General features: G+C 34.0%; 34 protein-coding genes. 21 read left to right on the top strand and 13 right to left on the bottom strand.

Features of this window, described 5'->3' with window-relative positions:
• Positions 1–179: 179 nt before the first annotated feature.
• The 11 genes from E0W73_RS14480 to E0W73_RS14440 all read left to right on the top strand — a co-directional run bounded on the left by E0W73_RS14480 (position 180) and on the right by E0W73_RS14440 (position 8223).
• Positions 180–428 carry a DUF6364 family protein gene (locus E0W73_RS14480; protein ID WP_135222788.1) on the top strand — a complete coding sequence of 83 codons (249 nt, stop codon included), beginning with the start codon at positions 180–182 and terminating at the stop codon, positions 426–428.
• On the top strand, positions 418–837 hold the full coding sequence (locus tag E0W73_RS14475) for a type II toxin-antitoxin system VapC family toxin (RefSeq protein ID WP_135222787.1): 420 nt from the start codon (positions 418–420) through the stop codon (positions 835–837). Before E0W73_RS14480 ends, E0W73_RS14475 begins: the two co-directional genes overlap by 11 nt.
• Positions 838–842: 5 nt before the next feature.
• A complete protein-coding gene (locus E0W73_RS14470; RefSeq protein ID WP_135222786.1) occupies positions 843–2000 on the top strand; it encodes a 5-(carboxyamino)imidazole ribonucleotide synthase in 1158 nt (385 codons plus the stop codon).
• Positions 2001–2080: 80 nt separating this feature from the next.
• The gene (locus E0W73_RS14465) at positions 2081–3382 is read left to right on the top strand and encodes an AAA family ATPase (protein ID WP_135222785.1); all 1302 of its coding nucleotides are present in this window, start codon (positions 2081–2083) and stop codon (positions 3380–3382) included.
• A complete protein-coding gene (locus tag E0W73_RS14460; RefSeq protein WP_135222784.1) occupies positions 3366–3956 on the top strand; it encodes a hypothetical protein in 591 nt (196 codons plus the stop codon). The genes E0W73_RS14465 and E0W73_RS14460 overlap by 17 nt, the downstream gene beginning before the upstream one ends.
• 60 nt (positions 3957–4016) lie before the next feature.
• Entirely contained in the window at positions 4017–4502 is a 486-nt protein-coding gene (gene purE / locus E0W73_RS14455) for a 5-(carboxyamino)imidazole ribonucleotide mutase (RefSeq protein WP_135222783.1), read from the top strand.
• Between the two features lie 174 nt (positions 4503–4676).
• Entirely contained in the window at positions 4677–4904 is a 228-nt protein-coding gene (locus E0W73_RS14450; protein ID WP_135222782.1) for a hypothetical protein, read from the top strand.
• Positions 4904–5080 carry a type II toxin-antitoxin system RelE/ParE family toxin gene (locus tag E0W73_RS21460; RefSeq protein WP_162847710.1) on the top strand — a complete coding sequence of 59 codons (177 nt, stop codon included), beginning with the start codon at positions 4904–4906 and terminating at the stop codon, positions 5078–5080. The genes E0W73_RS14450 and E0W73_RS21460 overlap by 1 nt, the downstream gene beginning before the upstream one ends.
• Before the next feature lie 145 nt (positions 5081–5225).
• A complete protein-coding gene (locus E0W73_RS14445) occupies positions 5226–7253 on the top strand; it encodes a M3 family metallopeptidase (RefSeq protein ID WP_135222781.1) in 2028 nt (675 codons plus the stop codon).
• 134 nt (positions 7254–7387) lie between these two features.
• Positions 7388–7549, top strand: coding sequence for a hypothetical protein (locus E0W73_RS21455; RefSeq protein ID WP_162847709.1), 162 nt, complete (start codon positions 7388–7390; stop codon positions 7547–7549).
• A gap of 14 nt (positions 7550–7563) precedes the next feature.
• Entirely contained in the window at positions 7564–8223 is a 660-nt protein-coding gene (locus E0W73_RS14440) for a SanA/YdcF family protein (RefSeq protein ID WP_135222780.1), read from the top strand.
• 78 nt (positions 8224–8301) lie between these two features.
• On the opposite strand, the gene E0W73_RS14435 is transcribed toward E0W73_RS14440, so the two are convergent.
• The 10 genes from E0W73_RS14435 to E0W73_RS14390 form a co-directional block, all read right to left on the bottom strand.
• Complete coding sequence (locus tag E0W73_RS14435; RefSeq protein WP_135222779.1) at positions 8302–8652, bottom strand: type II toxin-antitoxin system HicB family antitoxin; 351 nt, start codon at positions 8650–8652, stop codon at positions 8302–8304.
• Positions 8649–8894: a type II toxin-antitoxin system HicA family toxin gene (locus E0W73_RS14430; protein WP_135222778.1), complete on the bottom strand. Its 246-nt coding sequence runs from the start codon at positions 8892–8894 to the stop codon at positions 8649–8651. The genes E0W73_RS14435 and E0W73_RS14430 overlap by 4 nt, the downstream gene beginning before the upstream one ends.
• Positions 8895–9108: 214 nt before the next feature.
• Positions 9109–10371: a cation:proton antiporter gene (locus E0W73_RS14425; RefSeq protein WP_135222777.1), complete on the bottom strand. Its 1263-nt coding sequence runs from the start codon at positions 10369–10371 to the stop codon at positions 9109–9111.
• A 278-nt stretch (positions 10372–10649) separates the two neighbouring features.
• The gene (locus tag E0W73_RS14420; RefSeq protein ID WP_135222776.1) at positions 10650–11558 is read right to left on the bottom strand and encodes a glycosyltransferase family 2 protein; all 909 of its coding nucleotides are present in this window, start codon (positions 11556–11558) and stop codon (positions 10650–10652) included.
• Entirely contained in the window at positions 11555–11848 is a 294-nt protein-coding gene (locus E0W73_RS14415) for a hypothetical protein (protein ID WP_135222775.1), read from the bottom strand. The genes E0W73_RS14420 and E0W73_RS14415 overlap by 4 nt, the downstream gene beginning before the upstream one ends.
• Before the next feature lie 148 nt (positions 11849–11996).
• On the bottom strand, positions 11997–12569 hold the full coding sequence (locus E0W73_RS14410; RefSeq protein ID WP_135222774.1) for a class I SAM-dependent methyltransferase: 573 nt from the start codon (positions 12567–12569) through the stop codon (positions 11997–11999).
• Between the two features lies 1 nt (position 12570).
• The gene (locus E0W73_RS14405) at positions 12571–13995 is read right to left on the bottom strand and encodes a radical SAM/SPASM domain-containing protein (protein WP_135222773.1); all 1425 of its coding nucleotides are present in this window, start codon (positions 13993–13995) and stop codon (positions 12571–12573) included.
• 78 nt (positions 13996–14073) lie between these two features.
• Complete coding sequence (locus tag E0W73_RS14400) at positions 14074–14244, bottom strand: DUF1843 domain-containing protein (protein ID WP_135222772.1); 171 nt, start codon at positions 14242–14244, stop codon at positions 14074–14076.
• Between the two features lie 80 nt (positions 14245–14324).
• Positions 14325–14501: a DUF1843 domain-containing protein gene (locus E0W73_RS14395; RefSeq protein ID WP_135222771.1), complete on the bottom strand. Its 177-nt coding sequence runs from the start codon at positions 14499–14501 to the stop codon at positions 14325–14327.
• Between the two features lie 44 nt (positions 14502–14545).
• On the bottom strand, positions 14546–15205 hold the full coding sequence (locus E0W73_RS14390) for a hypothetical protein (RefSeq protein ID WP_135222770.1): 660 nt from the start codon (positions 15203–15205) through the stop codon (positions 14546–14548).
• Between the two features lie 308 nt (positions 15206–15513).
• Between E0W73_RS14390 and E0W73_RS14385 the strand changes: the two genes are divergently transcribed.
• The 9 genes from E0W73_RS14385 to E0W73_RS14345 all read left to right on the top strand — a co-directional run bounded on the left by E0W73_RS14385 (position 15514) and on the right by E0W73_RS14345 (position 20694).
• Positions 15514–16017 (top strand): GbsR/MarR family transcriptional regulator, encoded by a 504-nt coding sequence (locus E0W73_RS14385; RefSeq protein ID WP_135222769.1) that lies wholly within the window; start codon positions 15514–15516, stop codon positions 16015–16017.
• A 56-nt stretch (positions 16018–16073) separates the two neighbouring features.
• A complete protein-coding gene (locus E0W73_RS14380; RefSeq protein WP_135222768.1) occupies positions 16074–16406 on the top strand; it encodes a hypothetical protein in 333 nt (110 codons plus the stop codon).
• 18 nt (positions 16407–16424) lie between these two features.
• Positions 16425–17168 (top strand): YqjF family protein, encoded by a 744-nt coding sequence (locus tag E0W73_RS14375; RefSeq protein WP_135222767.1) that lies wholly within the window; start codon positions 16425–16427, stop codon positions 17166–17168.
• 20 nt (positions 17169–17188) lie between these two features.
• Entirely contained in the window at positions 17189–17527 is a 339-nt protein-coding gene (locus E0W73_RS14370; RefSeq protein WP_135222766.1) for a hypothetical protein, read from the top strand.
• 21 nt (positions 17528–17548) lie between these two features.
• Positions 17549–18364 carry a thiol-disulfide oxidoreductase DCC family protein gene (locus tag E0W73_RS14365; protein ID WP_135222765.1) on the top strand — a complete coding sequence of 272 codons (816 nt, stop codon included), beginning with the start codon at positions 17549–17551 and terminating at the stop codon, positions 18362–18364.
• 78 nt (positions 18365–18442) lie between these two features.
• Positions 18443–18790, top strand: a complete 348-nt coding sequence (locus tag E0W73_RS14360) for a hypothetical protein (protein ID WP_135222764.1) — start codon at positions 18443–18445, stop codon at positions 18788–18790.
• A gap of 17 nt (positions 18791–18807) precedes the next feature.
• Positions 18808–19194, top strand: a complete 387-nt coding sequence (locus E0W73_RS14355; protein WP_135222763.1) for a hypothetical protein — start codon at positions 18808–18810, stop codon at positions 19192–19194.
• A gap of 102 nt (positions 19195–19296) precedes the next feature.
• Complete coding sequence (locus E0W73_RS14350; RefSeq protein ID WP_135222762.1) at positions 19297–20202, top strand: TIGR01777 family oxidoreductase; 906 nt, start codon at positions 19297–19299, stop codon at positions 20200–20202.
• An 18-nt stretch (positions 20203–20220) separates the two neighbouring features.
• Complete coding sequence (locus tag E0W73_RS14345; protein WP_135222761.1) at positions 20221–20694, top strand: SRPBCC family protein; 474 nt, start codon at positions 20221–20223, stop codon at positions 20692–20694.
• On the opposite strand, the gene E0W73_RS14340 is transcribed toward E0W73_RS14345, so the two are convergent.
• The 3 genes from E0W73_RS14340 to E0W73_RS14330 form a co-directional block, all read right to left on the bottom strand.
• Positions 20678–22156: a hypothetical protein gene (locus E0W73_RS14340; protein WP_135222760.1), complete on the bottom strand. Its 1479-nt coding sequence runs from the start codon at positions 22154–22156 to the stop codon at positions 20678–20680. The genes E0W73_RS14345 and E0W73_RS14340 overlap by 17 nt on opposite strands.
• A 168-nt stretch (positions 22157–22324) precedes the next feature.
• The gene (locus E0W73_RS14335; RefSeq protein WP_135222759.1) at positions 22325–22732 is read right to left on the bottom strand and encodes a DUF1842 domain-containing protein; all 408 of its coding nucleotides are present in this window, start codon (positions 22730–22732) and stop codon (positions 22325–22327) included.
• A 352-nt stretch (positions 22733–23084) separates the two neighbouring features.
• A complete protein-coding gene (locus E0W73_RS14330; RefSeq protein WP_135222758.1) occupies positions 23085–23900 on the bottom strand; it encodes a UbiA prenyltransferase family protein in 816 nt (271 codons plus the stop codon).
• Between the two features lie 194 nt (positions 23901–24094).
• On the opposite strand from E0W73_RS14330, the gene gcvP reads away from it, so the two are divergent.
• Positions 24095–26944, top strand: a complete 2850-nt coding sequence (gcvP, locus tag E0W73_RS14325) for an aminomethyl-transferring glycine dehydrogenase (RefSeq protein ID WP_135222757.1) — start codon at positions 24095–24097, stop codon at positions 26942–26944.
• The last annotated feature ends 2 nt before the right edge of the window (positions 26945–26946 follow it).

Below are 26946 nucleotides of genomic sequence, written 5' to 3'. Positions count from 1 at the left end.
AATTCGTGAAAATTTGTGTAATTCGTGGCGAAAAAAAATCATTTTAATCCTTTTAATCTGTGGCAAAACTTTATCAATCCATAACAGAAAAACTAAATTTTGGCTAAAAAAAGATTAAAAGGTATCTTTGCAAAAACGCAAAGCAATTATTTACGTACATTTGCAAAAACCTTACGTACATGAATACTAAACTCACATTATCTTTAGAAAAAGAAGTTATCGAGCAGGCAAAATTGTATGCAAAAAAAACGGGCAGAAGTTTATCTGAACTGGTAGAGAGTTATTTTAAAAACCTGACTGAAAAAACAGAAACATACGATGACATTCATCCGAAAGTGAAAAAGCTTATTGGAAGAATTACTTTGCCACCAGATTTTGATGAAGAAAAAGTAAAAGAGGAACACTATAGAGAGAAATATGGCATTTAAAAACATTTTTCTCGATACTAATATATTAGTTGATATTGTTGCGAATAGATTCCCATTTTCAAAAAATGCTATTTCAATTTTCGATTACTGTCAACGTCATAAAATCAAAATGCATTCTTCATCGCATTCCATTGCAACTATGCATTATATTGCAAAAAAAGTAGTTGACGAAAAAGAATTACGTTCGATTATTGAAGATTTATTAGACACAATTTCAATAATAGCAGTAACCGAATCTATTTTAAAAAAAAGCTTAAAATCAAATCATAAAGATTTTGAAGACGCAATCCAAATTACATCGGCTCAATCAATAAATTCAATGGACTGCATAATTACAAGAGATTTGAAAGACTATAAGTATTCCGAAATCAATGTATTCACTCCAGATGAATTTCTTAACACACTATAAAAACAATGAATTATTTCTCTTCTGATTTTAAATTAGGAATTTTAGGTGGCGGTCAATTAGGCAAAATGCTTTTGTTCGACACCCGAAAATTTGACATACAAACCTACGTTCTGGACCCAAGCGACGAAGCGCCAAGTAAGATTGCCTGTAATAAATTCTTTCAAGGCGATTTAATGGATTATGATACGGTTTACAATTTCGGAAAACAGGTCGATGTTTTGACCTTCGAAATCGAATTGGTCAACCTTGAAGCTTTGACGCAGTTGGAAAACGAAGGCGTAAAAGTATATCCTTCTCCAAAAACCTTAAAAGGAATTCAGAATAAAGGTATTCAAAAGCAGTTTTATGCCGAAAATAATATCCCAACTGCTTCTTTTTTGAGATTTGACAGTCCAGCGCATTTACAAAAATCGGTTGGAAATAACGAAATCACGATTCCGTTTGTTTGGAAATGCACCGAATTTGGTTATGATGGAAATGGCGTAAAAGTAATCCGTCAGATTTCGGACATGGATGATTTGCCAAATGTAGAATGCATTGCAGAAACTATGGTTCCGTTTAAAAACGAATTGGCGGTAATTGTATGCAGAAATCCATCAGGAGAAATTAAAACCTATCCTGTTGTAGAAATGGAATTCCACCCAGAAGCCAACCAAGTAGAATACGTAATCTGCCCAGCAAGAATTGACGAAAAAGTAGCCGAAAAAGCCAGAGCAATTGCATTGAATGTTTCAGAAAAATTCAATCACGTTGGACTTTTGGCTGTTGAAATGTTCCAGACCCAGGACGACGAAATTTTGGTAAACGAAGTAGCGCCACGTCCACACAATTCTGGACATTATTCTATTGAAGCGAGTTATACTTCACAATTCGAAAATCATTTACGCGCAATTTTAGACCTTCCGCTAGGAAACACAGATAGTAAAGTGGCCGGAATTATGGTCAATTTAGTCGGTGCCGAAGGTCATTCTGGAAACGTAGTGTATGAAAACATCGAAACCATTTTAGGATGGAACGGCGTTACACCGCATATTTACGGTAAAAAACAAACGCGTCCTTTCAGAAAAATGGGCCATGTGACAATTGTAAATGAAAATATGCAAGAAGCTAGACGAATTGCACAGGAAGTTAAGAATACTATTAAAGTGATCAGTGGTCAGTAAATTTTAGTGGTCAGTTTGCAGTCGCAGTCGCAGTTTATAATAGCAATCATTTTTTAATTAGATTTGTAAAAACTCAATAAATGAAAATTTCAAAATTACATATCGATCAGTTTAGACATTTAGAAAATCTAGATTTTGATTTTACTTATCCTAAAGATTTCCATATTGAAGAAAAAAGAGGAAAGCCTTTAGATAAAATATGTTTTATTGGACAAAGTGCTACTGGAAAAACGTCTGTTTTAGAACTGATTAACAACAGTATATCTCAATTTTATGATTCAAGAATAATCAATGACGCCGAAATTTTAACATCAATGTACTTTAATCCCTATAACATTAAACTGGATTTCGAAGCGGACTCTATTTATTATAAGTTTAGAAAAGATAGAATAGAAATTAACAATAATAAATTCACTTTTCACGAAGGTAATTATAATGGAGGAGTAGAAGATGTAATAAATTATAGAAATAAACTATTTTATTTCACCGCAGATATTTTATCTAAGCAAAATATAAAAGTTTTTGAAGAAGAAACCATAATATTGATAGAAAAATATAAAAGCTTAAAAGAAAAAATTAAAGACAACTCATACTTCAGATTAAAGTTTGACGATAATGTTCAAGATCATATCTGGATTGGATTGTTAGAAGAAAACATAAAATATTTTCAAAATTTCTTACAGTTTGCTTCTGAATTACTTAATAGTGGTAGTCTGTTAAACAATAAATCACAAGAAAAAGTTGAAAACTGGAAATTAGATAACATAAATCCGTTAATTTCTTTTTCCGAGAATTTCAATAGTATTTTAGAAAAAATAAATTTAGAAGTTGATTTAATAAATACAAGAAACATTACTCCCTTAAATCATAAAATTACTGGAGAAAACATTTCAATTCAAAGTACAAGTACTGGAACCAAACAGCTTCTTCTAACCGCTTTATTACTTTTTAAGCTTGACACTAAAGACTCAATTATTCTAATAGATGAGCCTGAAAGATCATTATATCCAGATATGCAAATGGATTTAATGGATAACTATAAAAATCTTGCCCCTGAAGCCCAATTTATTATTGCAACACATTCACCTTTTATCGCGGCATCGTTTGAGCCCGAAGAACGTTTTATTTTGTATTTTGATGAAGATGGAAAAGTAGCAGTAAGAAGAGGAAGTTCTCCAATTGGAGACGATCCAAATGATATGTTGAAAAATGATTTTGGTATAAATTATTACAACAAACATGGAGAAGAGGCATATAAAAAATACTTAGCTTTAAAAGAAGCTGTAGCAAATGAAAAAGATCCTCAAAAAAAGAAAAAATTATTGCTAGAAACCGTCAAATTAGGAGACACTTATAATTTCAACTATGAGAAGAGTTCTTAAAAACAATGATTCTGAAATAATCAAAAGTGGTTTAAACTACATTGAAGGCAACTCATATAATAATTCAAAAATATCGAAAATTTTATACAAAGAGCAAAAGGGATTTTGCACTTATACAGAAGAATATTTAGGACGAGCTGATGCACGAGATATTGAGCATTTTAATCCAAATTTCAAAGGAACTGCCAACGACTCTTATTCAAATTGGTTTTTAGTTAAGCACTTGTGGAATAGTGAAAAATCTACAAAATGGTTTGAACAAATTTTACTTCCTACAGACGAAAACTTTGAAACAAGAATTGTATATGATAATGGTGATTACCGTGTTTCAGATGCAGATGATATTGGAGCAACTAATCTGATTAAATTAATCAAACTAGATGATTTAATGTTAGCAGATGAAAGAAAAAAATACATCAATCGAAAAAGGAATGAAATAAAAGCATTTGGACTTTCACCTGAAGATTTCTTTTCTATACTTATTGAAGACGACATAAGACAAGTATCATATTTACGAGCAATTCAAGAAGAATTTGGAATTGATATTTGGAACATGATTCCAGAAATAAAATAAAGACTTACAGTTTCCAACAACCTGAAACTTTAAACCTGAAACAAAACAAACACAAAACTCATGAGCAAAGTAGCCATTATAATGGGAAGCATCTCCGACATGCCAGTTATGCAGGATGCAATCGACATATTAAAACAATTTAATGTAGAAGTTGAAGTAGATATCGTTTCGGCACACAGAACGCCGGAGAAATTATTCGATTTCAGCAAAAATGCACACAACCGCGGCATTTCGGTAATCATTGCCGGTGCGGGCGGTGCAGCGCATTTACCAGGAATGGTAGCTTCTATGTCTCCGCTTCCTGTAATTGGAGTTCCGGTAAAATCAAGTAATTCTATTGACGGTTGGGATTCTGTTTTATCAATTTTACAAATGCCGGGAGGCGTTCCTGTTGCAACTGTCGCTTTAAACGGAGCAAAAAATGCCGGAATTTTAGCAGCACAAATCATAGGAAGCCACGACAGAAAAGTTTTAGATACTATTATTTCTTACAAAGAAGAATTAAAAGCGGCAGTTAATAAAGCGGCTGAAGGTTTGAAGAAATAATTTCACAGAGATACACAAAAGCAAACACAAAGCTTCACAAAGAATAATAAAAAAACTTTGTGAAGCTCTGTGTTTTTTCTTTGTGAGACTTTGCGAAACAATTCACATGAGAATTATTAACTATTCCTTATAAAAATTTCTAAAAGAAAAACTTAACTTTGAGAAAAAAGCAAAATGAACATTCAAACTTCTAAAATAGGGCTCGCTAAAATAGTTTTAGACATTGAAAATCCCGATTTAATTCAGGAAATTGTCGAGTTCATTCAATCCAAAGAAAGTCTTTCAGGAGAACAAAAAAGCAAAATAAATGAGGCAATTTATTCTTTAGATAATAATGAAGGAATTTCACACGATGTTGTTATGGAAGAAACTAAAAATCGTTATTCAAAATATTTTAAATAATGAATGTAATTTGGGCTCCACAAGCGAAACAAGACTTTTGGAACAACATCGATTATTTAGAAGCTGAATGCTCTGAGAAAGTTGCTCAAAATTTCATTGAAAAAGTAAATACCACAATTACACTTTTAAAAAATGACAATGTTTTATTTCTCAAAACAAATTATAAACGTTTATAAAATTGTCATCACCAAACATATTTCACTTTATTACCGTATCGAAAACACTAATTTAGAATTGCTTCGTTTTTGGAATACTTTTCAGGATACGAAGAAATTCAAATTATGATTTCCTAATTTTATATTTTTAAACAGCATAAATAATATGAGCGTATTAACCCAATATTTCAACACCAAACATAATACAGCGCCTTTTTCGCAGATTAAAATCGAAGATTACGTTCCTGCTTTTCAGGAAGGAATTGCTTTGGCTAAAGCCGAAATTGATGCAATCGTAAATAATCCTGACGCGCCGACTTTTGAAAACACCATCGTAGCGATGGATTATTCGGGCGATATTTTGGACCGTCTTTCGAGTATTTTCTTCAATTTGAATTCGGCTGAAACGAATGACGAAATGCAGAAAATTGCTCAGGAAGTTTCGCCTTGGCTTTCAGAATTTGGAAATGACATTCGCTTAAACGCTAAATTATTTGCTAAAGTAAAAGCTGTCTATGACCAAAAAGAAAGTTTGAACCTCAACCCAGAGCAAACAACTTTATTAGATAAAAAATATAAAAGCTTCTCTAGAAACGGAGCGAATCTGCCGGAAGACAAGAAAAACCAATTAAGAGAAATCGACAAAGAATTATCAAAATTGAGTTTGCAGTTTGGCGAAAATGTTTTGGCAGAGACCAACAACTTCGAATTGCATTTAACGGACGAAAAAGACTTATCTGGTTTGCCAGAAGGCACAATCGAAGCGGCGAGATTATTAGCCAAAAACCAAGAAAAAGAGGGCTGGATTTTTACTTTAGATTATCCAAGTTATGTTCCGTTTTTGACTTATGCTGACAATCGTGAATTGCGTAAAAAAATGGCAATTGCTTTTGGAGCAAAAGGTTTTCAGAAAAACGAATTCAACAATGAAGAAATCGTTCTGAAAATTGCCAAACTTCGTCATGAAAGAGCCAATTTATTAGGTTATAAAACACACGCACATTTTGTGTTAGAAGAAAGAATGGCCGAAAGTCCAGAGAAAGTTTTCTCTTTCTTAAATGATTTATTGGCAAAAGCAAAACCAGCGGCGCAAAAAGAATTTGAAGAATTAACCGCTTTCGCTAAAGAATTAGACGGAATCGAACAATTAGAAAAATGGGACGGGGCTTATTATTCTGAAAAATTAAAACAACAGCTTTTTAATTTAGACGATGAAAAACTAAAACCGTATTTTCAATTAGAAAAAGTTTTAGACGGCGCTTTTACCGTTGCCAAAAAATTATACGGTTTAACTTTTACCGAGGTTTTTGATATTGATAAATACCACGAAGAAGTTACCACTTACGAAGTAAAAGATGCTGATGGCAATTTAGTTTCGATTTTCTACGCCGATTTCTTCCCAAGAAAAGGAAAAAGAAACGGTGCTTGGATGACTTCATTCAAATCACAATATGTAAAAGACGGCGTGAACGAAAGACCACATATTTCGAACGTTTGTAATTTCACAAAACCAACAGAAACAAAACCTTCATTATTGACTTTTAACGAAGTAACGACTTTATTCCACGAATTCGGTCACGGTTTACACGGAATGCTGGCTGACACGGTTTACCCAAGTTTATCTGGAACTTCTGTTTATTGGGATTTCGTAGAATTGCCAAGTCAGATTATGGAAAACTGGTGTTACGAGCCAGAAGCTTTGGCTTTGTTTGCAAATCATTATGAAACGGGAGAAATCATTCCGATTGAATATGTTCAGAAAATTAAAGAAAGTGCAAGTTTCCAAGAAGGTTTGGCAACTTTACGTCAATTAAGTTTCGGATTATTGGATATGGCTTGGCACGGACAAGACCCAACGGCTATTACCGATTTAAAAACTTTCGAAACGGAACAATTTGCCAACACACAATTGTATCCAGATGTAAAAGAAAATGCAATGAGTACGGCATTCTCTCATATTTTCCAAGGTGGTTATTCTTCTGGATATTACAGCTACAAATGGGCAGAGGTTTTAGATGCTGATGCTTTTGAATTCTTCCAAGAAAACGGAATCTTTAATGAGGAAATTGCGAAAAAATTCAAAGACAATGTACTTTCAAAAGGAGGAACAGAACATCCGATGACTTTGTACAAACGTTTTAGAGGACAGGAACCAAAGCCTGAGGCTTTGTTGAAGAGAGCGGGCCTTTTATAATTTTAGATTTCTGACTTTAGATTTTAGATTAAACCGAAACCAAAATGTTTCGGTTTTTTTAAATTTTGTCCAACAAAAAACAAGTATATTAGTATTCTAATTTTAATTTATCTTATATAATAAATTCTAAAAACATGACAAAAGATAAGATTAAAGAGTTAAAGCATAAAATTGTTGAGGGACTAAAAGTATCTTCAAAAAAGATGATTGAAAACAAAAAGAAGACCAATGGAAAGATTGTAGTTTATGCTGATGGGAAAATTCAAACTATAAACGCAATTGATATTAAAGACTAATGCATAAATCTAAATTGAAAAAATATTTTAAAATAGCGCTTTATCTCGCCATAATTGGATTGATTGCCATTGTTTCTGTAAACTATCACGTAAAAAATTCGACTAAGAAATACATTCATTATTCCATTAAAAAATTCCCTAAAAATGATGTCGGAATTATTTTCGGCGCGGGAATTAACGGAAATCAGCCAAGCAAATATTTAAAAGACCGTCTAGATGCTGGAATTATGCTTTGGAAAGCAAAACGCATCAATAAAATTCTGCTTTCGGGAGATAATGGCCGTGATGAATATGATGAATTAACGGTAATGAAAAACTACTGTTATACACATGGCGTAGATAGCACCAAAATATTTATTGATTATGCTGGTTTCGATACTTACTCAACAATGTATCGTGCCAAACATATTTTCAATATCAAAAAAGCTACTTTAATATCTCAGAAATATCATTTAAATCGAGCCATTTACATTGGACAACAACTCGGAATTAAATCTTCTGGCTATTCTGCAAATCAAGGAGAATATTTGGGATACCATTATGTTACCTTCAGAGAATATCTTTCTGTCTTTAAAGCATATTTTGATGTCTTGCGAAATCGAGAACCTCGTTTTTTAGGCACTCAAATTGATATAAATGGTCCGTCTAATTTTTCTAAGGAAGATAAAAGATAGAATTATTGCAACAACATGTCGCTCCGATGGAGCATTTTAATAAAATGGGCTGTCTCAAAATGTGAGTCGGCCCATTTTTTAATTTAAAACTTCTTCATGTTTTACTATATAAGACAAAGCTTCTTTTACCACTTCATTTAAGTTCAAACCTTTTTTAGTAGCCAACAGCGCTATTTTTTGATGTAATTCCTGCGAAACTCTCACGTTGAACGAGCCTTTATAAGTTTTGTCCGGAGCTTTATTCAGCAATTTGCAGGTTTCTAAATAATCGTCGACTGCTTCTTTAAAAGATTCTTCTAATTCTGTAACCGAAGAACCTTCAAAGGTTATTAAATCATTTATACTATGAATTTTCCCAAAGAATATTTTATCTTCTGCAGAAAATTCTAGTGTTCCAATATATCCGTTATATTCTAAGTAATTTTTCATCTTAATTCCAAATGTTCAATAATAATATCAAGTTGATATCCTTTCAAAACTTTCTGCGGATGTGGTTCATGCAAACTAATAATCTGTTTGTTCTCATTCACAAATTTTCTTCTTGAACCTCCTGTTTTTCCTTGCGAAATTTGTTCATAACCAAAATGTTTTAAAACTTTCAACATTTCATCCCAAGAAAAATCTTTTGGTTTTGACTTCAATCTTTCGATAAGTTTATCAATCTTACTCATACAAATTTACCATTAATAATCAATTTGTAACTAATTATTAGTTACAAATTAAAAATAAGCAATAAAAATAAGAAAAATCACTCAACTAAATCAAGTTTTTTAAATTGAAAAGTATTCAACTAAAAACAAATAAAAAAGACCAGCAAGATATATCTTACTGATCTTTAAAAATAATCTTAACTGTTATTCTATTTTCTATTTTACATTTTCCAATCTACTCCTTCTCCAAAACTCTATTAGCCAATTTCCCAACCGTCAATCCTTGAACAACAATAGAAAATAAAACTACAATATAAGTTACCTCTAATAAAAGGTTTTTGTATTCGCTTTCTGGCATAGAAAGCACTAATGCGATAGAAACTCCACCGCGAATTCCGCCCCAGACCAAAACCATTAACGAACCTTTGTTGTAAGCCGATTTGATTCCGAAAAACTTAAATATATCGAAGAATTTCCATGGTAAAACGATTGATGTCAGTCTTGAAAAAAGGACGATAAAAATCGCTACAAAACCTGTCAGCAATTGTTTATTCAAATCTGGAAGTAATAACAATTCGAAACCAATAAATAAGAATAAAACAGCATTTAAAATCTCATCGATAAGTTCCCAGAATTTACCTAAATAATCTTTGGTCACTTCACTCATCGCTACTTTTTTACCATAATTTCCAATAATCAATCCGGCAACAACCATTGCAAGCGGACTAGAAACGTGTAATGCCTGAGCCACTAAAAATCCTCCCGTTACGATAGATAACGTGATTAAAACCGAAACTTTATAATCATCAATTTTCTTCATGACTTTTGATGCTGTAAACCCGAATACGGCTCCTAATAAAAGTCCGCCGATGCCTTCTTTGATAAACAGCCAAGAGATTGAGCTAAAAGTTGCATCAAACGTAGGATCGGTTGCCATTTTTAGAACAACAGCAAACATCACAACCGCAACTCCATCATTAAATAATGATTCACCAACAATTTTGGTTTCAATTCTTTTAGGGACTTTGGCTTCTTTTAGAACTCCCAAAACTACGATTGGATCGGTTGGAGAAATTAAGGTTCCAAAAACCAAGCAAAAAACATACGGTATATTGATTCCTAAAAGAGGTGCTATGTAATAAAGCAACATCGAAATAATTAAAGCCGACAATACTACGCTTACCGTAGAATATATCATAATCGAAACTTTTTGTTCTTTTAGATCCGACATATTTACGTGTAAAGCTCCTGCAAATAATAGAAAGTTCAACATCGCTCCCATTAGGATTTCATTGAAATCAAATTCTTTTATCAGATCAAAAAAATGTCTTGTTGTGTCAGGAAAATATGAATCACCTAAAAGACGAATTCCGACTGAAACCAACATGGCAATAATCATGATCCCGATAGTTCCTGGAAGTTTTAAAAATCTTAAATTTAAATAGGCGAAGAAAGATGCCAATACGATGAGTACTGAGAAAGTGTAGTATAATTCCATAAAATGTGATTTTTACAAAAATATCTTTCCATTTCCTATATCAAAATTTCAACTGAGCAATTAACATAACTTTATAATTCGTAGAAGTCGTTTTTTGAATTATTCTCAGAAATAAATATCTTCTACTGATAAAATTATAACAATAATTTTAAGTCGGGACCAAAGAACAATTATTTTGAAAAATTAGGAATGCCGTCCAAACTAAAATCATTATATCAAATACAACAATACAGGCGTTTTTGATTTTTGGAATCAATATACTGATCAACCAAAAATATTTAACGATTTCTGAAATATTGATAATTTTTAATGAGCGTTTTGGAATGGCAAACCATAAAAAGAAGTTTTTGCCGCCAATTCGGAAGTTGTTGCATAGCATATTCCAACCATCGTTTCGAAAGCATTCCCATTAACTGCCTGTCGTATACATCTGAGCTTTTACGGTATCTTTTAATAAGAACCGGAACTTTCAGTTCTTTCCAGTTTTTGTAATTGATTTTGGGAAAACTGCTTTTTACTTCTTGAACTTCTATACAAGCTTTATGCAGCAAAGCTGCACGTAAGTCTTTTTTCATATTTTTAAGCACTCGGTACCAAAAATCAATTTCTTCATTAAGTGATTCACTGGTCTCGTATCGAACATTTTCTAGAAACTCTCTTTTGATTATAACATTTTTGCAAACGCCGATAATAAAATCGGGAGCGCTGATAGTGTGCCGAATCTCTGGTATTAGAAACAAATCATCTGTTAGGGGTACCAATTCTTTTTCAAAAGATTGTATTTGGGGCAGATAACACTGCGACGGAATCAGCACTATTCCGAGTACTAGAACATCTATGCTTTCTTGCTTCATAAGTAAATCGGCATCTTTTAAACAAGCCGGAGCATAATAATCATCTGCATCCAAAAAACTGATGAGTTCGCCTTCTGCATTTTCGATTCCGATGTTACATGCATTTCCTAGACCTTTGTTTTCCTGCAATTCGATGATTTTAACAGTAGTCTGCAAAAACTGAGGAGCAAAAAACGATAACGCTTCTTTTAAAAAAATCAGACTCTGATCTGTACTGCAATCATCTACAATAATCAGTTCAGATGCTTTTTTTTCCTGAAAAGCCAGTGACCGAATTGCTTCGGATATATAAGATTCTTTGTTGTAGAGCGGAATAACAACTGTGTGTTTCATATTTTTAGTATTCTGATATTGGATAAATTATACTCCTCCTGCATGAACGATTGGCCTGAACTGCAAAACAAACCAGATTCATAGGTTTTGTCATCTTTACACAATAACATACCAACGAGGCAAATCTTACGCTGGTTTTCTGAATCATCATTTTTTTTCTGGTCCAAAAAATGCTGCATGAGGTATTTATTCCAATTCTCTCTCATAATTTTTTCCCATTCCTGAGATGTACATTCGTTTTCGACATAAGTACCAATTCCACTTCCGCCACTGTTTAATTTTAAGATCAAGGTTCTTTATTGTGTTTCTAAATGTGATTTTTACATGCCACTGATAATTGGAAGAATAATTAAACTTAAACTGGACATGATTCTTCGGTTTTATTATTTGTTTTTGGATTTTTTAGTCTAGCTGAAAATCATTTGACACGAACTCAGTTTAAGACTTTGAGCGGTAGTATTTTATTTTTCGCAGAATATCGATATCCTCGACATGATATTGTTCGAGCCATTGGGCCTGATCAAAATAGACACAGCGCGACTCAGCGATTACCACAATTGATTTGCTTAACGAAACCTGATAAAGCTTGTCTACTAATTCGGCGTACTGAAAATCAAAAAGAGGATTATAGATATAGAAAATGGTTCCGTCTGAAATATCGGTTTTTAAAATATCGCCACAGATTGCTGTTGCGTTTTTTAAATCTTCATCTTCAATCAAAGTGCTGCACACCTCATGACGTTCTTTAAGAATTTCGATTCCCTTAAATGATGCATCAGGAAATTTTACGGCTCCGTATAAAATTATATTTCCGTAACCCGAACCTAAATCATAAAATACGGTTTTGTTTGTAATCTCTAGGTGATCAAAAAGATTGTCTAAAAAACTTGAGGATCCATAACGATAGGAATTTAAGCCATATCTGATCGTAATTTCCGAAAGGCTTAGATTTTCTTCAATAGTATCTAGTTGTCGGTCAATTTCTAATTGAATTTTTTTAAGCAGTTCCATATTATCTCATCATTAATAATTCTAATTTTTCTAGTGAGCGTTTTGCTTTTTCCATCTTCACGGCATATTCATCGTTTACTTTCTGAATATCGGCGTTGCAGAAACTGCAGGTCGTCTCTTCCTCATAAACGTAATTATCACAGCCGTTGCAGAGTTTAAGTGCTTTTGGCATCCTTGGCGCTCTGTCTATAAAATCTTCTTTCGGAATTATAGGACTGTTATGAGGCGATTGTATTTCGACAATTTCTCCTTTTTCGTTCTCTACTACTATTTCAAACAATCCAATATCAAAAGATAATCCTGGCGCTTCCTGAATTTTTCTGATGCGTTCGCGAAGTCCTTTCTTTTTTAATTCCAAAGCACGGTGATGACAGAAAGGATTATTTCCTCTTTTTCCAAAAAGCACATGACTCGTCCAGGTACATCCGGCAAGGCACGAAGACTCATAATAACAGCCTTTGCATCCTCCCCATAATTCTTCTTTGTTTCTGTATCTCGAAAAAACCATTTCTTCGCTGTATTTCCAGATATCTTCAATTTTCATGTCTTTTACATTTCCGCCAGTGTATCCGTTTGTGGGTAAAGACGGACAGCCTTTTATTTTTCCGTCGGCTTCAATACCAATTCCGGTATGTCCGGCAGAGCATCCTGTAAAATATTTTTCATTGCCTTGTCTCCAGATATGTTCATACGGCCCAAAATAACCAATATTGTTCCCTGCCTGTATTAAAACATTATTTGCCAAGGCTCTTCGGTACAATACAATCAGCTTTTCATAAAAATCTATTAATTCGTAAGGTTGCAGAAGCAATTCTTCTGCATGGTCTACGGCATTTCCCATAGCGACAGCCAGCTGAATCTGCCAGTTTCTCACCCCGTTTGTTATCAAAACATCTAGAAGATCATTCAGTTCATCTACATTTAATTTTGTGATGACCGTATTGACACTCGACGGAATGTCGTATGCTTTCAATAATTGAAGACAATCAACGACATGCTCAAAAGAATCTCTTCTTCCTCTTATTTTATTATGAGTTTCAGGCATACCATCAATAGAAACCCCTATATTTCTTATGCCAGCACTTTTTGCACTACTGATTCTCTCTTCGTTGAGATTATAAGCGCCCGACTGCATCGAGCATTCGATACCGCTGTCATTAATTCTTGCAATTATTTCGAGCCAGTCTTTTCGTAAAAATGCTTCCCCTCCAATAATGGTTATTTCTCTTGTACCAAGACGCTTCAGACTATCAATAACCTCAAAGCATTGTTCGGTAGTTAATTCGCCAGGTCTCACCTTTCCGGCTCGCGAACCGCAATGCGAGCATTTCAAATTACAGGCAAGTGTAATCTCCCACACTACATGAACGGGTGTTGCCGTTTCATAATCATCTCTTACTCTGTATCGTATAGAAGTCTTATCCATCTTAGTTTATTTTAAGGTTTTCGAACTTATTTAAAAAACGGTTTATCAAGTTTTGCTTCATAAACCGTTTTTTCAAGACTACTTTTTCAAGTTTTCAATCGCTTCTAGCAATTCTACCAATGCAGCACTTAAGTCTCCCTGTTCTTTAACAGTTTGTTTGGCTTGTTCTGCAACTGCTTTCATTTTTTCTAAATCATTTGAAGCAATCGCTTCTCTGATTCCTGCGGCGTAAAGCACTGTTACTCCCATAATCTTTTGTTTTTTAGTTATTCCTACTCTTAAGGTTTTTCGGTTCCACCCTTGTTTTTACTGAACAAGACAGTTGCTTTTTATTTTTTGTTTTCTAAAGCTTCTATCGCTTCCAGCAGTTCCAGCAGAGCAGCCGCTAAGTCGCCCTGTTCTTTTATGGTCTGTTTTGCCTGTTCTGCTATCGCCTGCATTTGTTCTAAATCATTAGAAGCCAATGCTTCTCTGATAGCTGCACCGTATGCCATAATTACTCCCATAATTCTTGTTTTTAGATTAATTAAATTGATATTGAAATAGCTGTTTATTCAAAAGGGCCAAACTGATGAAGAAAAATTGCCGGTTCGTTAGGGTTAATGCAAGTCAGATTTCCCATTGTAAATGTTTTACCGTCTTTATTTTTTCCAGTAATCATTATATTTTTCAAACCTGATCTTAAGTGTCCGACACGATTACCAGTCTTTACTTCTACTCCCATTTCATGAGGTGTACCAGTTCTTGTGGCAATAACATTTCCTGAACCGTTTTCAATCAATAATAATTCGCCAATAGCTGGTGGCGGAAAAGATTGTGTAACTGTAATATCCGTCAAAGGACCAAGTGTGATGTACTCTGGCAAAGCTTCTGCATTAAGCGTATCATTTTGTGGTTTAAGCAATGTGATTGTTCTTCCAAATTCTGGTTTATCGCCTGCGTCTGTGCAATACATCCACGGAGTAGTAAAAGAACTGCCGTCTTCTGTTTCTCCTGTCGCAAAATATTTTTGATGCACTCCAAGTTTGCTTTTCTGTGTTCCTGAAGCAAGATTTAAATTGTAAAATATAGAAGTAAGCAATGTGCCGACAGCATAAGTGCCGCTTCCTCCTTCAATCACAGGAAGAATTACGGGTCCAACTCCTCCTCCTTTCCAATCTATGTAAGGATATACAGTTACATTTTTGACTTTTCTAGGTATAGGTTGCATAATTTTAAGTTTTTGGTTCTTACTCGTATGGCTTTTCAGGTTTCGCCTCCGTTTTTGTACTGCGCGGATCAGTTCGTTTTTTTTGTGGTTTCTGCTCCACAATAAATAAAATATAAGCAGCTGCATTAATCTCGTTCTAAAATTACACCTGATAATTAGCACTTTACACAAAATTGTCACAGAACAGAAGATTCTATGTCATAAAAGACAAAAAACAAGCTATAAGATTATTCCTAAAATTATATTTGAACAGAAATAAACTTTCAAATATTTTTGAAAGTTTAAAAACTTTTACATACATTTGTTTCATGGAATTCAAAGAAGCAAAAAATAAATTTGTTCAGACGTGGGGAGCTTTAGGTTCTCAGTGGGGAATTAATAAAACCATGGCACAGATTCATGCTTTATTAATGGTCTCAAACGAGGCTGTTTCTATGGAAGAAATCATGGAAGAATTGCAGATTTCAAGAGGCAATGCCAGCATGAACCTAAGAGCATTAATGGATTGGGGAATTGTTTACAAGGAGTTCAAAACTGGAGAAAGAAAAGAGTTTTTTACGGCAGAGAAAGATCTAGACGAGCTGGCAGCAAAAATTTCGCGAGAAAGAAGCAAACGCGAAATCAAACCTGCTCTTAAAATCTTAAAAGAAGTGTCGACTATAGAAGCAAATGATTCTGCAGAAGAAAAACATTTTGTAGACCAGACTTCTAAATTGTACGATTTTGTTCTAAAAGCTGATAATATGCTGGACAAAGTAACCGAATTTAATGAAAACTGGCTAGGAAAATTAATTATTAAAATGATGAAATAAAAAAATTTAACCTAAAGTTTCATTTTTTTCTGAAAGTTTAAAAATAATAAATAGTTATGAAAACAATACAATACATTAATGCATTTGCTGTCGGACTGCCACTTGTAATCCTGATGACTTATCCTATTATAAAAGAAGGTGCTTTTATTTATGCATTATTAGCTACGATTGTTACTGGAGTGCTGCAATTTTTAATTGCATTGCGATTGCTGTTCGACGACAGATTCGCTAAACCTATTTACATTTATTTTGTTGGAGTAGTGCTGTTTTTTGTTTTATGGAAAATTTATCCTGAAACTAATTTTTACCAAACGATTTCTTATTTTATCTATTCACTGCCTCCTTTATTGGCCCTTTATCTTTCTGTTTTAATTCATAAAATCAAATAATCAATACCAAAAAATATCATGGACTTCTTAAAAGCAGAATGGAAAAACTTAGCACTTTTCAATTACGAAGTTGAGGCTAAAATATTAGAAAAATATGTTCCCGCCGGAACCGAGATTGATATTTGGAATAACAAATGTTATGTAAGCTTGGTTGGGTTTATGTTTAAAAACACGAAAGTTTTAGGAATAAAAGTACCATTTCATGTCGACTTTGAAGAAGTGAATTTGCGATTTTACGTAAAACGTTTCGAAAATGGAGAATGGAAACGAGGAGTAGTTTTCATCAAAGAAATTGTTCCGAAAAGCGCCATCACTTTTATTGCGAATACTTTGTATCAGGAAAATTATGAAACCCAAAAGATGAAACATGAAATCATCGAAAACGAACAAACAAACACTTTTATTTACCAATGGAGAAATGATCACAAACGCTGGAATACAATTCAGTTAGAAACCAAAAAAAACCTAATAAAAATTGAAGAAGGCTCTGACGCAGAATTCATTACAGAACATTATTTCGGTTATACAAAAATCAATCAAAACACAACTTTCGAATATGAAGTGACACATCCAAGATGGGAACAATTGGAAGTCTTAAATCATAAAATTGATATTGACTTCAAAAAAACTTACGGATACGATTTTGATTTTCTGCAAAACAAAGTACCAGTTTCGATTTTTCTAGCTAAAGGTTCAAAAATCACAGTTAAAAACAAGAAAAAACTAGAACCAAACGTCATTTTAGAAGAAAGGTGTAGCTAATAATCTTAAGAAGCAAAGTCATGAAAATCATAAAACACCTTAATACTTTTGCCATCACACTTCCATTTGCAATTATCATCACATATCCAGTTTTCAAGGAAGCTGTATTTATATATGCCCTTTTTTCAACAATGCTTACTGGTTTTATTCAAGTGGTTATCGGGATAAAAATGCTTATTGACGAACCTAAAAATAGGCATCTTCAAAACTACATTTCAGGAGTTGTTCTGTTTTTTACGTTTTTGTTTTTCAATTCACAAGCGAGATCGTATGAAACTCTTAGTTGCATTCTAATGGCAACACCACCCATTTTGGCTATATATCTCTCTTTTATAATTTATAAAAAGAAAAATCTGTAAGAATCTTTAAAACCAAAAATCATGAAAACGTTAGAAAACCAAACTTTACTTTATGATGAAGATTGTCCGCTTTGCAGTTTATACACAACTGGATTTGTAAAAAGCAGCATGCTGGATGAAAACGGAAGAAAATCATATTGTCAATTATCTGAAGAAGAGCAAAGTTTTGTGGATTTAAAACGTGCCAAAAACGAAATTGCCTTGGTTGACAATAAAATGAAAACGGTGATTTATGGAGTTGATAGTTTAATAAAGGTAATTGGTTTTTCTTTTCCATTAATTGAAAAAATTGCAACCGTTAAACCAATTCATTTCATTCTAAAAAAAATGTATTCTTTTATTTCTTATAACCGAAAAGTAATTATTCCAGGAAATGTAAAAGAAGAAAACAAATTGCAATGTACTCCCGATTTCAATTTTAAATATCGATTTCTTTTTATCGGATTTGCATTAACCGTAACCACTTTTGTTCTTTTTGGATATTCTAATTTGATTCCGAATTTGCCAAAAAGCAGTATTATCAGAGAAACCTTTTTGGCATTCGGGCAAATTGTTTTTCAAAGTTTATTTCTGATGAAGTTTGACAAACAAACGATAATTAATTATGCTGGGAATATTATGACGGTTTCTTTAATGGGCAGTTTAATCTTAATCCCGATTTTGTTTTTGAGTCAGTTTGTCCAGCTTCCAGAAATGATTATTCTAGGTTGGTTTGGAATTACGGTCTTCATAATGTTTTTGGAACATTTTAGAAGGGTTAAAATTTTAAAACTTCCTTTTTATTTATCATACACTTGGATTCTTTATCGAATTATTGCTTTGATTTTTATTTTGTAATCTCTTGGAAGCCTAACGGAATAAAAGAAAACTCGAAATAAAAGAAGAATACCAAATGGCAATCTAAAAATCTAAACCATGAATCTCAATATAACAGCATATTTCATTTACCTCAGCATCACAATTCTCATTATTGTAAAAGTTGGCAAAATCTGCTACCAAAACGGAAATGTATATGTCGCAGAATTAATTCCGAATCATATGGATTTGTGCCAGAAATTAAATCAGGTTTTGCTAATTGGTTATTATCTTTTAAACATCGGTTATTGTGCCATGACCTTAATTTCTTGGGAGAAAATTATTTCCTGGACTCAATTAATCGAAATAATCAGTACAAAAACGGCAGCTATAATTTTTATTATTTCAGTTTTGCATTACTTCAACATTTTTATGATTACAAAATACATTCAAAAATTAATCAAATAACTTAAAATCAAATAACTATGGAAACTACAAAAATTTTAATCGGATACATCATTTATTTACCAGTTGCACTATTTTTAACGTATTATGTTTCTAAAACCTTGTTTCAAAATGGTAAAATATTTATGTTGGACATTTTTAAAGGACGTGAAGAAATTGCCGAAGCCACCAACAGAATTTTTGAAACCGGATTTTATCTTTTAAATATTGGTTTTGCGTTAATGATTTTACGATTAAATTTAGACACCGATACTTACCAAGAATTGGTAGAAAGATTGAGTTATAAAATCGGAGGTTTTGCGATTTATCTCGGAATTATGTTATTCTTCAATCTATACTTCTTCTTTAGAGGAAAAAGAAAAGCCAAAGAAGCACAACGCGAAGAACGTTTGGTGTTTAAAGCCTAATATGTAAGATTGCGACGAATTTCACAAATTGATTTTACACTTTGAATTATAAAAAAAATTAGTGTCAATTGGTGTAATTCGTGGCAAACAAAAAAACAAAAAATGAAAAAACTCATTATAGCAGCAGGAACCGGATTTTTAGGACAGGTTTTAGTCAATCATTTCAAAAACAAATTTGATGAAATCGTAATTCTAACCAGAGGAAAATCTCAAACAATTGACGGAATAAAATACGTAAACTGGAATGCCAGAACTTTTTCTGGTTGGGAAAAGGAACTCGAAAACGCTTCGGTTTTAATTAATCTTACCGGAAAATCAGTTGATTGTCGTTACACTAAAAAAAACAAACAAGAGATTTTATGGTCAAGAATTGAAAGCACCAAAATTCTGAACAAAGCAGTTCTTAATTGTCAAAATCCGCCGAAACATTGGCTGAATTCTTCAACGGCAACTATTTATCGATTTTCTTTAGACAAACAAATGGATGAGCTTGACGGCGAGATTGGAAATGATTTTTCCATCAATGTGGCGCTTTCTTGGGAAAAAGCATTTTTTAAAACCGAAACTCCCCAAACCTTAAAAACCGCTTTAAGAACTTCTATTGTTTTAGGAAAAAATGGTGGTGCTTTTATTCCGTTAAAGAATTTGGCGAAATTTGGTTTTGGAGGACCACAAGGAAACGGGAATCAGTTTGTAAGCTGGATTCATGAAGAAGATTTTGCCCGTGCTGTCGAATTTATCATCGAAAACAAAATGGATGGAAAAATAAATATCGTAGCTCCAGAACCTGTTCGTAATGCCTCATTTATGCAGCAACTCAGAAAGGCGATTGGTTCTAAATTCGGAATTCCGTTAAGCAAAACACTTTTAGAAATTGGCTCTTTTTTTATTCGAACAGAAACCGAATTGGTTTTAAAAAGCAGAAATGTAATTCCGAAACGCCTTTTGGAAAAAGGATTCCGATTTAAGTTTGCAGAAATTGATGATGCTTTTCGAGATTTAATTTAAAAACCAAATTCACATTTCATGACCACGATTTACCTCACAACCAAAATCAACGCATCTAAAAAAATAGTTTTTGATGTTTCAAGAAATATAGATATTCACCAACAGTCGGCAAGCAAATCAAAAGAAAAAGCAATTGCTGGAATAACATCTGGATTAATAAATTTAGATGAAACCGTAACCTGGCGCGGCAAACATTTCGGATTTTATCTAACACACAAAAGCCGAATTACTGCAATGAATTTTTATGATTTTTTTGTGGACGAAATGGAAGAAGGAAAATTTAAATCGTTTAAGCACAAACATTATTTTAAAGAAATAAACGGAGTCACAATCATGACAGATTTGTTACAATATGAGACTCCGTTTGGTATTTTAGGAAAATGCTTTGATGCCTTATTCCTGAAAAAACATCTTACCAAATTCCTTTTAGAAAGAAATAAAATCTTAAATCAAACCTCAGAAAAAGAAAGTCTTTTTACTGATTCTCATTGATGAATTCTTTTAGTTGTTCAAATTTTTTCGCTTCTATTTCCTCTATGCGTTTTGCTTTAGCGATGGTCGCATCGTTAGCATTTTTAGCACTTAAAGTCGCTTTTGGTTTTGTAAACAATAAATAATCTCCAAATATATGGCTCAAAAACAATGGAGAATTACCAGGTCTTGAAGAATCAAAATTTGAAGCCTGATGGCAGTCAAAACAGTTTACCAAATTGGTATTATTAATTCCGTGTATATCAGACTTAAAAGTTTGTGTATACGTTTCCATTGTGATATTGGCAAGATTAACCGAACCTCTTACTAAAGAATCGGGCAAAGTACTTGAAATATCTCTGGTTACGATTGCTTTTGCCTGATTTTCTGGAGAAACTCCGTCAAAGTCTAACCAAACAGAACCATTATAGAAATAATTTCTAAAAACATCTTTAAGATGGGTTGCAACACATTTATTGACGCTTTCGATATTATCAAAATTAACCGGTTCAGCCTGGCTTGTTTTCATGAATTTTCCTGTATTGAGTTCTTTTGGCACTCCGTATTCATAAAGAATAAAAGCTTTATTGGCAACCGCAGGTAAATTGGTAATAGTATCCCAAGTAATTCCTTTTATACCAGTAGTTTTTCCTTTTTCGTAAAACAACATTTCTTTTGAAGAAGTAACCGAATTGTTTTTCTTGTCATAAACTGGCGCCATATCTTTATGCTCAAAAGTAGCCCAGATAAATTCGGGATGATTTTTGACAACTCCAACCACGTGCATACCCAATAAGGCAACTGTTTTTTCAACATATTGTTTTTTCTTATTAATCACAGCAGCTTTTGTTGTAAAATAATTCGCCTGTTCATGTTTCGGAATTGCGTTGATATCAATCCAAGAAACTTTTAATTCTAAAGCTCCAACAGGAAAAGTTTCCAAATTAGAAACAGACATTTTGCCGCTGTTGATTAACGAAGCCATTAAAACTGCTTTTTCTTTCAAAAGATTATTAACGTGGATAGAATAAAACACAGTATCTGCCACATTGTTAAACTTCGGATTAGAAACCAGAACACCTTTAAAACCAGCCTGATTGATAGAACTCAGTACAAGCTTATTTGCTAGCTGAGGAGCAACGTCTTCCATTTGTGGACTAACTAACTGCAACGAATCTAGAAAAAACGGATTTCCACTAGGCATCGGTTTTGTAACCCATAAAAATTTCTGCCACGACCATTGATGAAACATACAATTGGTAGTGGTGCTAGAATCAAAAGGACTTCCGTCTCCTTCTGCCGGAGCAGGCGTTTTTTCGTGCGGAAACCAACTCGTTTCGCATTCGCAAGGTTTATTTGCGGAAGCGTACTCAGAGGCTATTCCGAATTTTTCTAATATTTTCTCCTTATTTAAAAAAAATACGGTCACGGAGGCTATTAGAAAAACGATTACTAAGATGATAATAATAGGTTTTCTTTTCATTTTGTTAGCTTTTGGTAAATTAGTTTTTCTATTTTTTAAGCTTTGGGAGCAAAAAACAAGTTTAATGTAAAAGACCGCCGAATCAGGCGGTCTTTTCAAATCAGAACTCTTTCGAGTCAGAAATCCTATGCTGATTCATAGTATTTCTGTTATAAAAAGTTGCGTTAATTATACCAATTCTGGTTTTTTAGCCGAAGCAACTGGTACATTTTCGATTTGGTGTTGGTAGTAAGAGAAACCTCCTGTTCCGTTCCAAGCATTATCAATGGCTAAGTGAGCATTGAAATCTGCTAAGAAAGAACCAATTGCCGGTGGTGGGAAAGATTGTACATACTGTCCTTGAAGGCTCACCACCTGAGTAAAATTTCCAAATCCTGTAGAATAAATTCTACCTTTTACCTGAACCACGATATGGCTGTCTGGCCCTTGTACCGCTTGGGTGATAACAACAGTACCCGTTACAGTGTGTTGTGATGGTACAACTACTAAACTAAATGTTGCGATTGGAGCACCTGGTGTTCCTACATTTCCGATTGTGCCTTTTGCTAAATAAGCACCTGCTAATAATTCTGACATAACTTTTGTTTTTAGGTTTCCTACTCGTATGGCTTTTCGGAACCGCCTCGTTTTTTTCAGTGGGTTCTGCTCCACTTGTTTGATGGGTTGTTTTAAATGTTTTTGGATAAGGTTTAAAAACACTAACAAACTAAAAATCAGATACTAAACTTCATTTTAGTTGTATCAAAACTATATCAGATTTATAGGATTTAAGAAAAAAATGTCATAAGACGACTATTCTTTGACATGAAAGAAGGTTATGACTGTTATCAGACAAACGGCCGAGTAGAAATACCTGTTGCAAACAAAAAACCGCTAATACCTATTGTGTATGAGCGGTTTATATTTCCAAAATAATCAGTTCGGTTTACTATTTCAAATAAGCAATCATCAGCCACCAGAAAATCGGTACGCTCTCTACCCAGAAAGAGGTGTAGTATTTTGGTCTTTCAGGTTTTGCGAAAAAAATAAACAACATGAGCATCACAACCATTATGAGATTGATAAGGGCATCATGAAAATTAAAAGTCGAAATAAAAACTTCTAAAAACCAAAACGGAATCAATAGCGTAAATCCCAAAATTTTTGTTTTTCTGACTCCAATTGTTTGAGGAACGGTTTTAAGATGCGGATCATCTTTGGCCAAATCTAAAATTTCAAAAACTAAAATCAAGACAAAAACCAATACAAACCGCTGAATGCATTTTATAAAAAAATCAGTAGAAAATGGAATTTCAGCATTCACCAACGGTAGAACCAAAGTGGCACCTACCCAGCAAAGCGCAACAATATAAATTTTGACTCCGGCCCAGTTTCTTGCATTTCGTTTATTAGGAAAAAAAGGCAACGTATACAGCGCTGTTACTGCCAAGATTCCGAAGGAGACAATTTGAGTAATCCTCTTGAGCTGAAAAAAATAATAGCCAACCAAAAGCAGCGAAAAAAAACTCAAAACTGCAATAAGCTTCAATTGCTTTCCGACTATTTTTCGATTGACCCGAACCAAGGTATCGTACTTTACAAAATTATACCCAACAATAGTTCCGAAAAAAACAAACAAAGCCATCGCTTTATCATATTGAATATGAAAGACATGAAAGGTAATATGAACCAAAGCGAAACAAGACAAGGCCACATGAATACTGGCATTAAGATAAAAATCGAAGAGCTGTTTAAGGAGTTTCATAACTCAAATCTAATCAATTATTAACAAATCAAGTCTTTAGTTAGAAATTTCATAAAAATTGAAGTTAAAAATACCTATTAAATTATTAAATATACTTAATTTTGCGCCACAAAAAAACAACACATTTACTTTCAAATGTGATTTACTCAGCAAAAACTGAGAATTGCATTGACCTAAAAAATTAGACCGCACAAATGAGAACAGATGCTTTTGCTTTAAGACACATTGGCCCAAGAGAAGCCGATCTTCCACACATGTTGAAGACTATTGGGGTTGACTCGATTGAACAATTGGTTTACGAAACCCTTCCGGACGACATCCGTCTAAAAGCACCGTTGAATTTAGATCCTGCTATGACAGAGTATGAATTCGCAAATCACATTCAGGAATTAGGGAAGAAAAATAAAGTATTCAAATCGTATATCGGTTTGGGTTATCACCCAACTATCGTTCCGGCTCCAATTCAGAGAAACATCTTCGAAAACCCAGGATGGTATACCGCTTATACGCCTTATCAGGCAGAAATCGCTCAGGGTCGTTTAGAAGCTATTTTGAATTTCCAAACTACAGTTATTGAGTTGACTGGAATGGAAATTGCCAATGCCTCCTTATTGGATGAAGGTACTGCTGCTGCAGAAGCTATGGCGTTATTATTTGACGTTCGTACAAGAGATCAAAAGAAAAACAATACACACAAATTCTTCGTTTCTGAAGAAATTTTACCTCAAACTTTATCGGTTTTACAAACACGTTCAACTCCTATCGGAATTGAATTGGTTGTTGGAAACCACGAAACATTTGATTTTTCAAATGAGTTCTTCGGAGCAATTTTACAATACCCAGGAAAATACGGTCAGGTAAACGATTACAGTGCTTTTGTTGCTAAAGCAAAAGAAAACGAAATCAAAGTTGCCTTTGCTGCTGATATTTTATCATTAGCAACTTTAACTTCTCCAGGAGAAATGGGAGCTGCAGTAGTGGTTGGAACAACACAGCGTTTTGGTGTACCAATGGGTTACGGTGGCCCTCACGCTGCTTACTTCGCTACTAAAGATGAGTACAAGCGTTCTATGCCGGGTCGTATCATTGGAGTTTCTGTTGATGCAAACGGAAATCGCGCTTTACGTATGGCTTTAGGAACTCGCGAGCAGCACATTAAACGTGAAAAAGCAACTTCAAATATTTGTACTGCTCAGGTTTTACTAGCCGTTATGGCTGGAATGTACGCCGTTTACCACGGACCAAAAGGATTAAAATACATTGCAAACAAAGTTCACGCCTCTGCAGTTACTACTGCTGAAGCTTTAAATAAATTAGGAGTTTACCAAACGAACACCGCTTACTTTGATACTATCTTAGTAAAAGCAGACGCTCAAAAAGTAAAAGCTGTTGCTGAGAAAAACGAAGTAAACTTCTTCTATCCTGATGCTGAATCAGTTTCGATTTCGTTTAATGAAACAACTTCTGTTGCTGACATTAACCAAATTGTTGCGATTTTTGCTGAAGCTTTAGGAAAAGAAACTATTACTGTTTCTGAATTAACTTCTGCAAGTCAATTACCAGCTTCATTAGAAAGAACTTCTTCTTTCTTGACTCATGATGTTTTCAACAATCATCATTCAGAAAGTCAGTTGATGCGTTACATCAAAAAATTAGAGCGTAAAGATTTATCATTGAATCACTCGATGATTTCATTAGGTTCTTGTACAATGAAATTAAACGCAGCTTCTGAAATGTTGCCTCTTTCAATGCCAAATTGGAACAGCATTCACCCGTTTGCACCAGTTGAACAAGCCGAAGGTTATCTTACAATGCTTAAAAAACTTGAGCAGCAATTAAATGTAATTACTGGATTTGCTGGAACAACTTTACAGCCAAACTCTGGAGCTCAAGGAGAATATGCCGGATTAATGGCGATTCGTGCTTACCATATGTCAAGAAACGATGGCCACCGTAATGTATGTTTAATTCCATCATCGGCTCACGGAACCAACCCTGCTTCTGCAGCGATGGCCGGAATGAAAATCATTGTTACGAAAACGACTCCAGAAGGAAACATTGACGTAGAAGATTTAAGAGAAAAAGCAATTGAGCACAAAGATGATTTATCTTGCTTAATGGTGACTTATCCTTCTACTCACGGAGTTTTCGAATCTTCAATTATTGAAATCACAAAATTAATCCACGATAACGGCGGATTAGTATATATGGATGGTGCCAACATGAACGCACAAGTTGGATTAACAAATCCTGCTACAATTGGTGCTGACGTTTGCCACTTAAACTTACACAAAACATTCGCTATTCCTCACGGTGGTGGTGGACCTGGAGTTGGACCAATCTGTGTGAACGAAAAATTAGTTCCGTTCTTGCCAACAAACCCAATCTTAAAAGTTGGTGGTGAACAAGCGATTACAGCAATTTCATCTGCGCCTTACGGATCTGCTTTAGTATGTTTAATCTCTTACGGTTACATTACTATGATGGGTGCTGAAGGATTAAAAAGCGCTACTGAGCACGCAATCTTGAACGCAAACTATATGAAAGCGCGTTTCGAAGGCCACTACCCAATTCTTTATACTGGAGAATGTGGAAGAGCAGCTCACGAAATGATTTTAGATTGTCGTTCATTTAAAGAAAACGGAATCGAAGTTGGTGATATTGCAAAACGTTTAATGGATTATGGTTTCCACGCTCCTACGGTTTCTTTCCCTGTGGCAGGAACTTTAATGATCGAGCCAACTGAATCTGAAGATTTAGCAGAATTAGACCGTTTCTGTGATGCACTTATCTCAATCAGAAAAGAAATCGAAGCGGCTACTGCTGATGACAAAAACAACGTATTAAAAAATGCGCCACACACCTTAGCCATGTTAACTTCTGATGCTTGGGATTTCCCTTATTCAAGAGAAACAGCAGCTTACCCATTAGATTACATCACTGACAATAAATTCTGGCCATCAGTTCGTCGTGTAGACGATGCATACGGCGATAGAAACTTAGTTTGCAGCTGTGCTCCTATTGAAGCTTATATGGAAAGCTAAAA

This window comes from Flavobacterium foetidum (assembly GCF_004634245.1).
Taxonomy (GTDB): domain Bacteria; phylum Bacteroidota; class Bacteroidia; order Flavobacteriales; family Flavobacteriaceae; genus Flavobacterium; species Flavobacterium foetidum.
The sequence above is the reverse complement of the archived record's forward strand: the minus strand, read 5'-3'. Positions and strand labels throughout refer to the sequence as shown.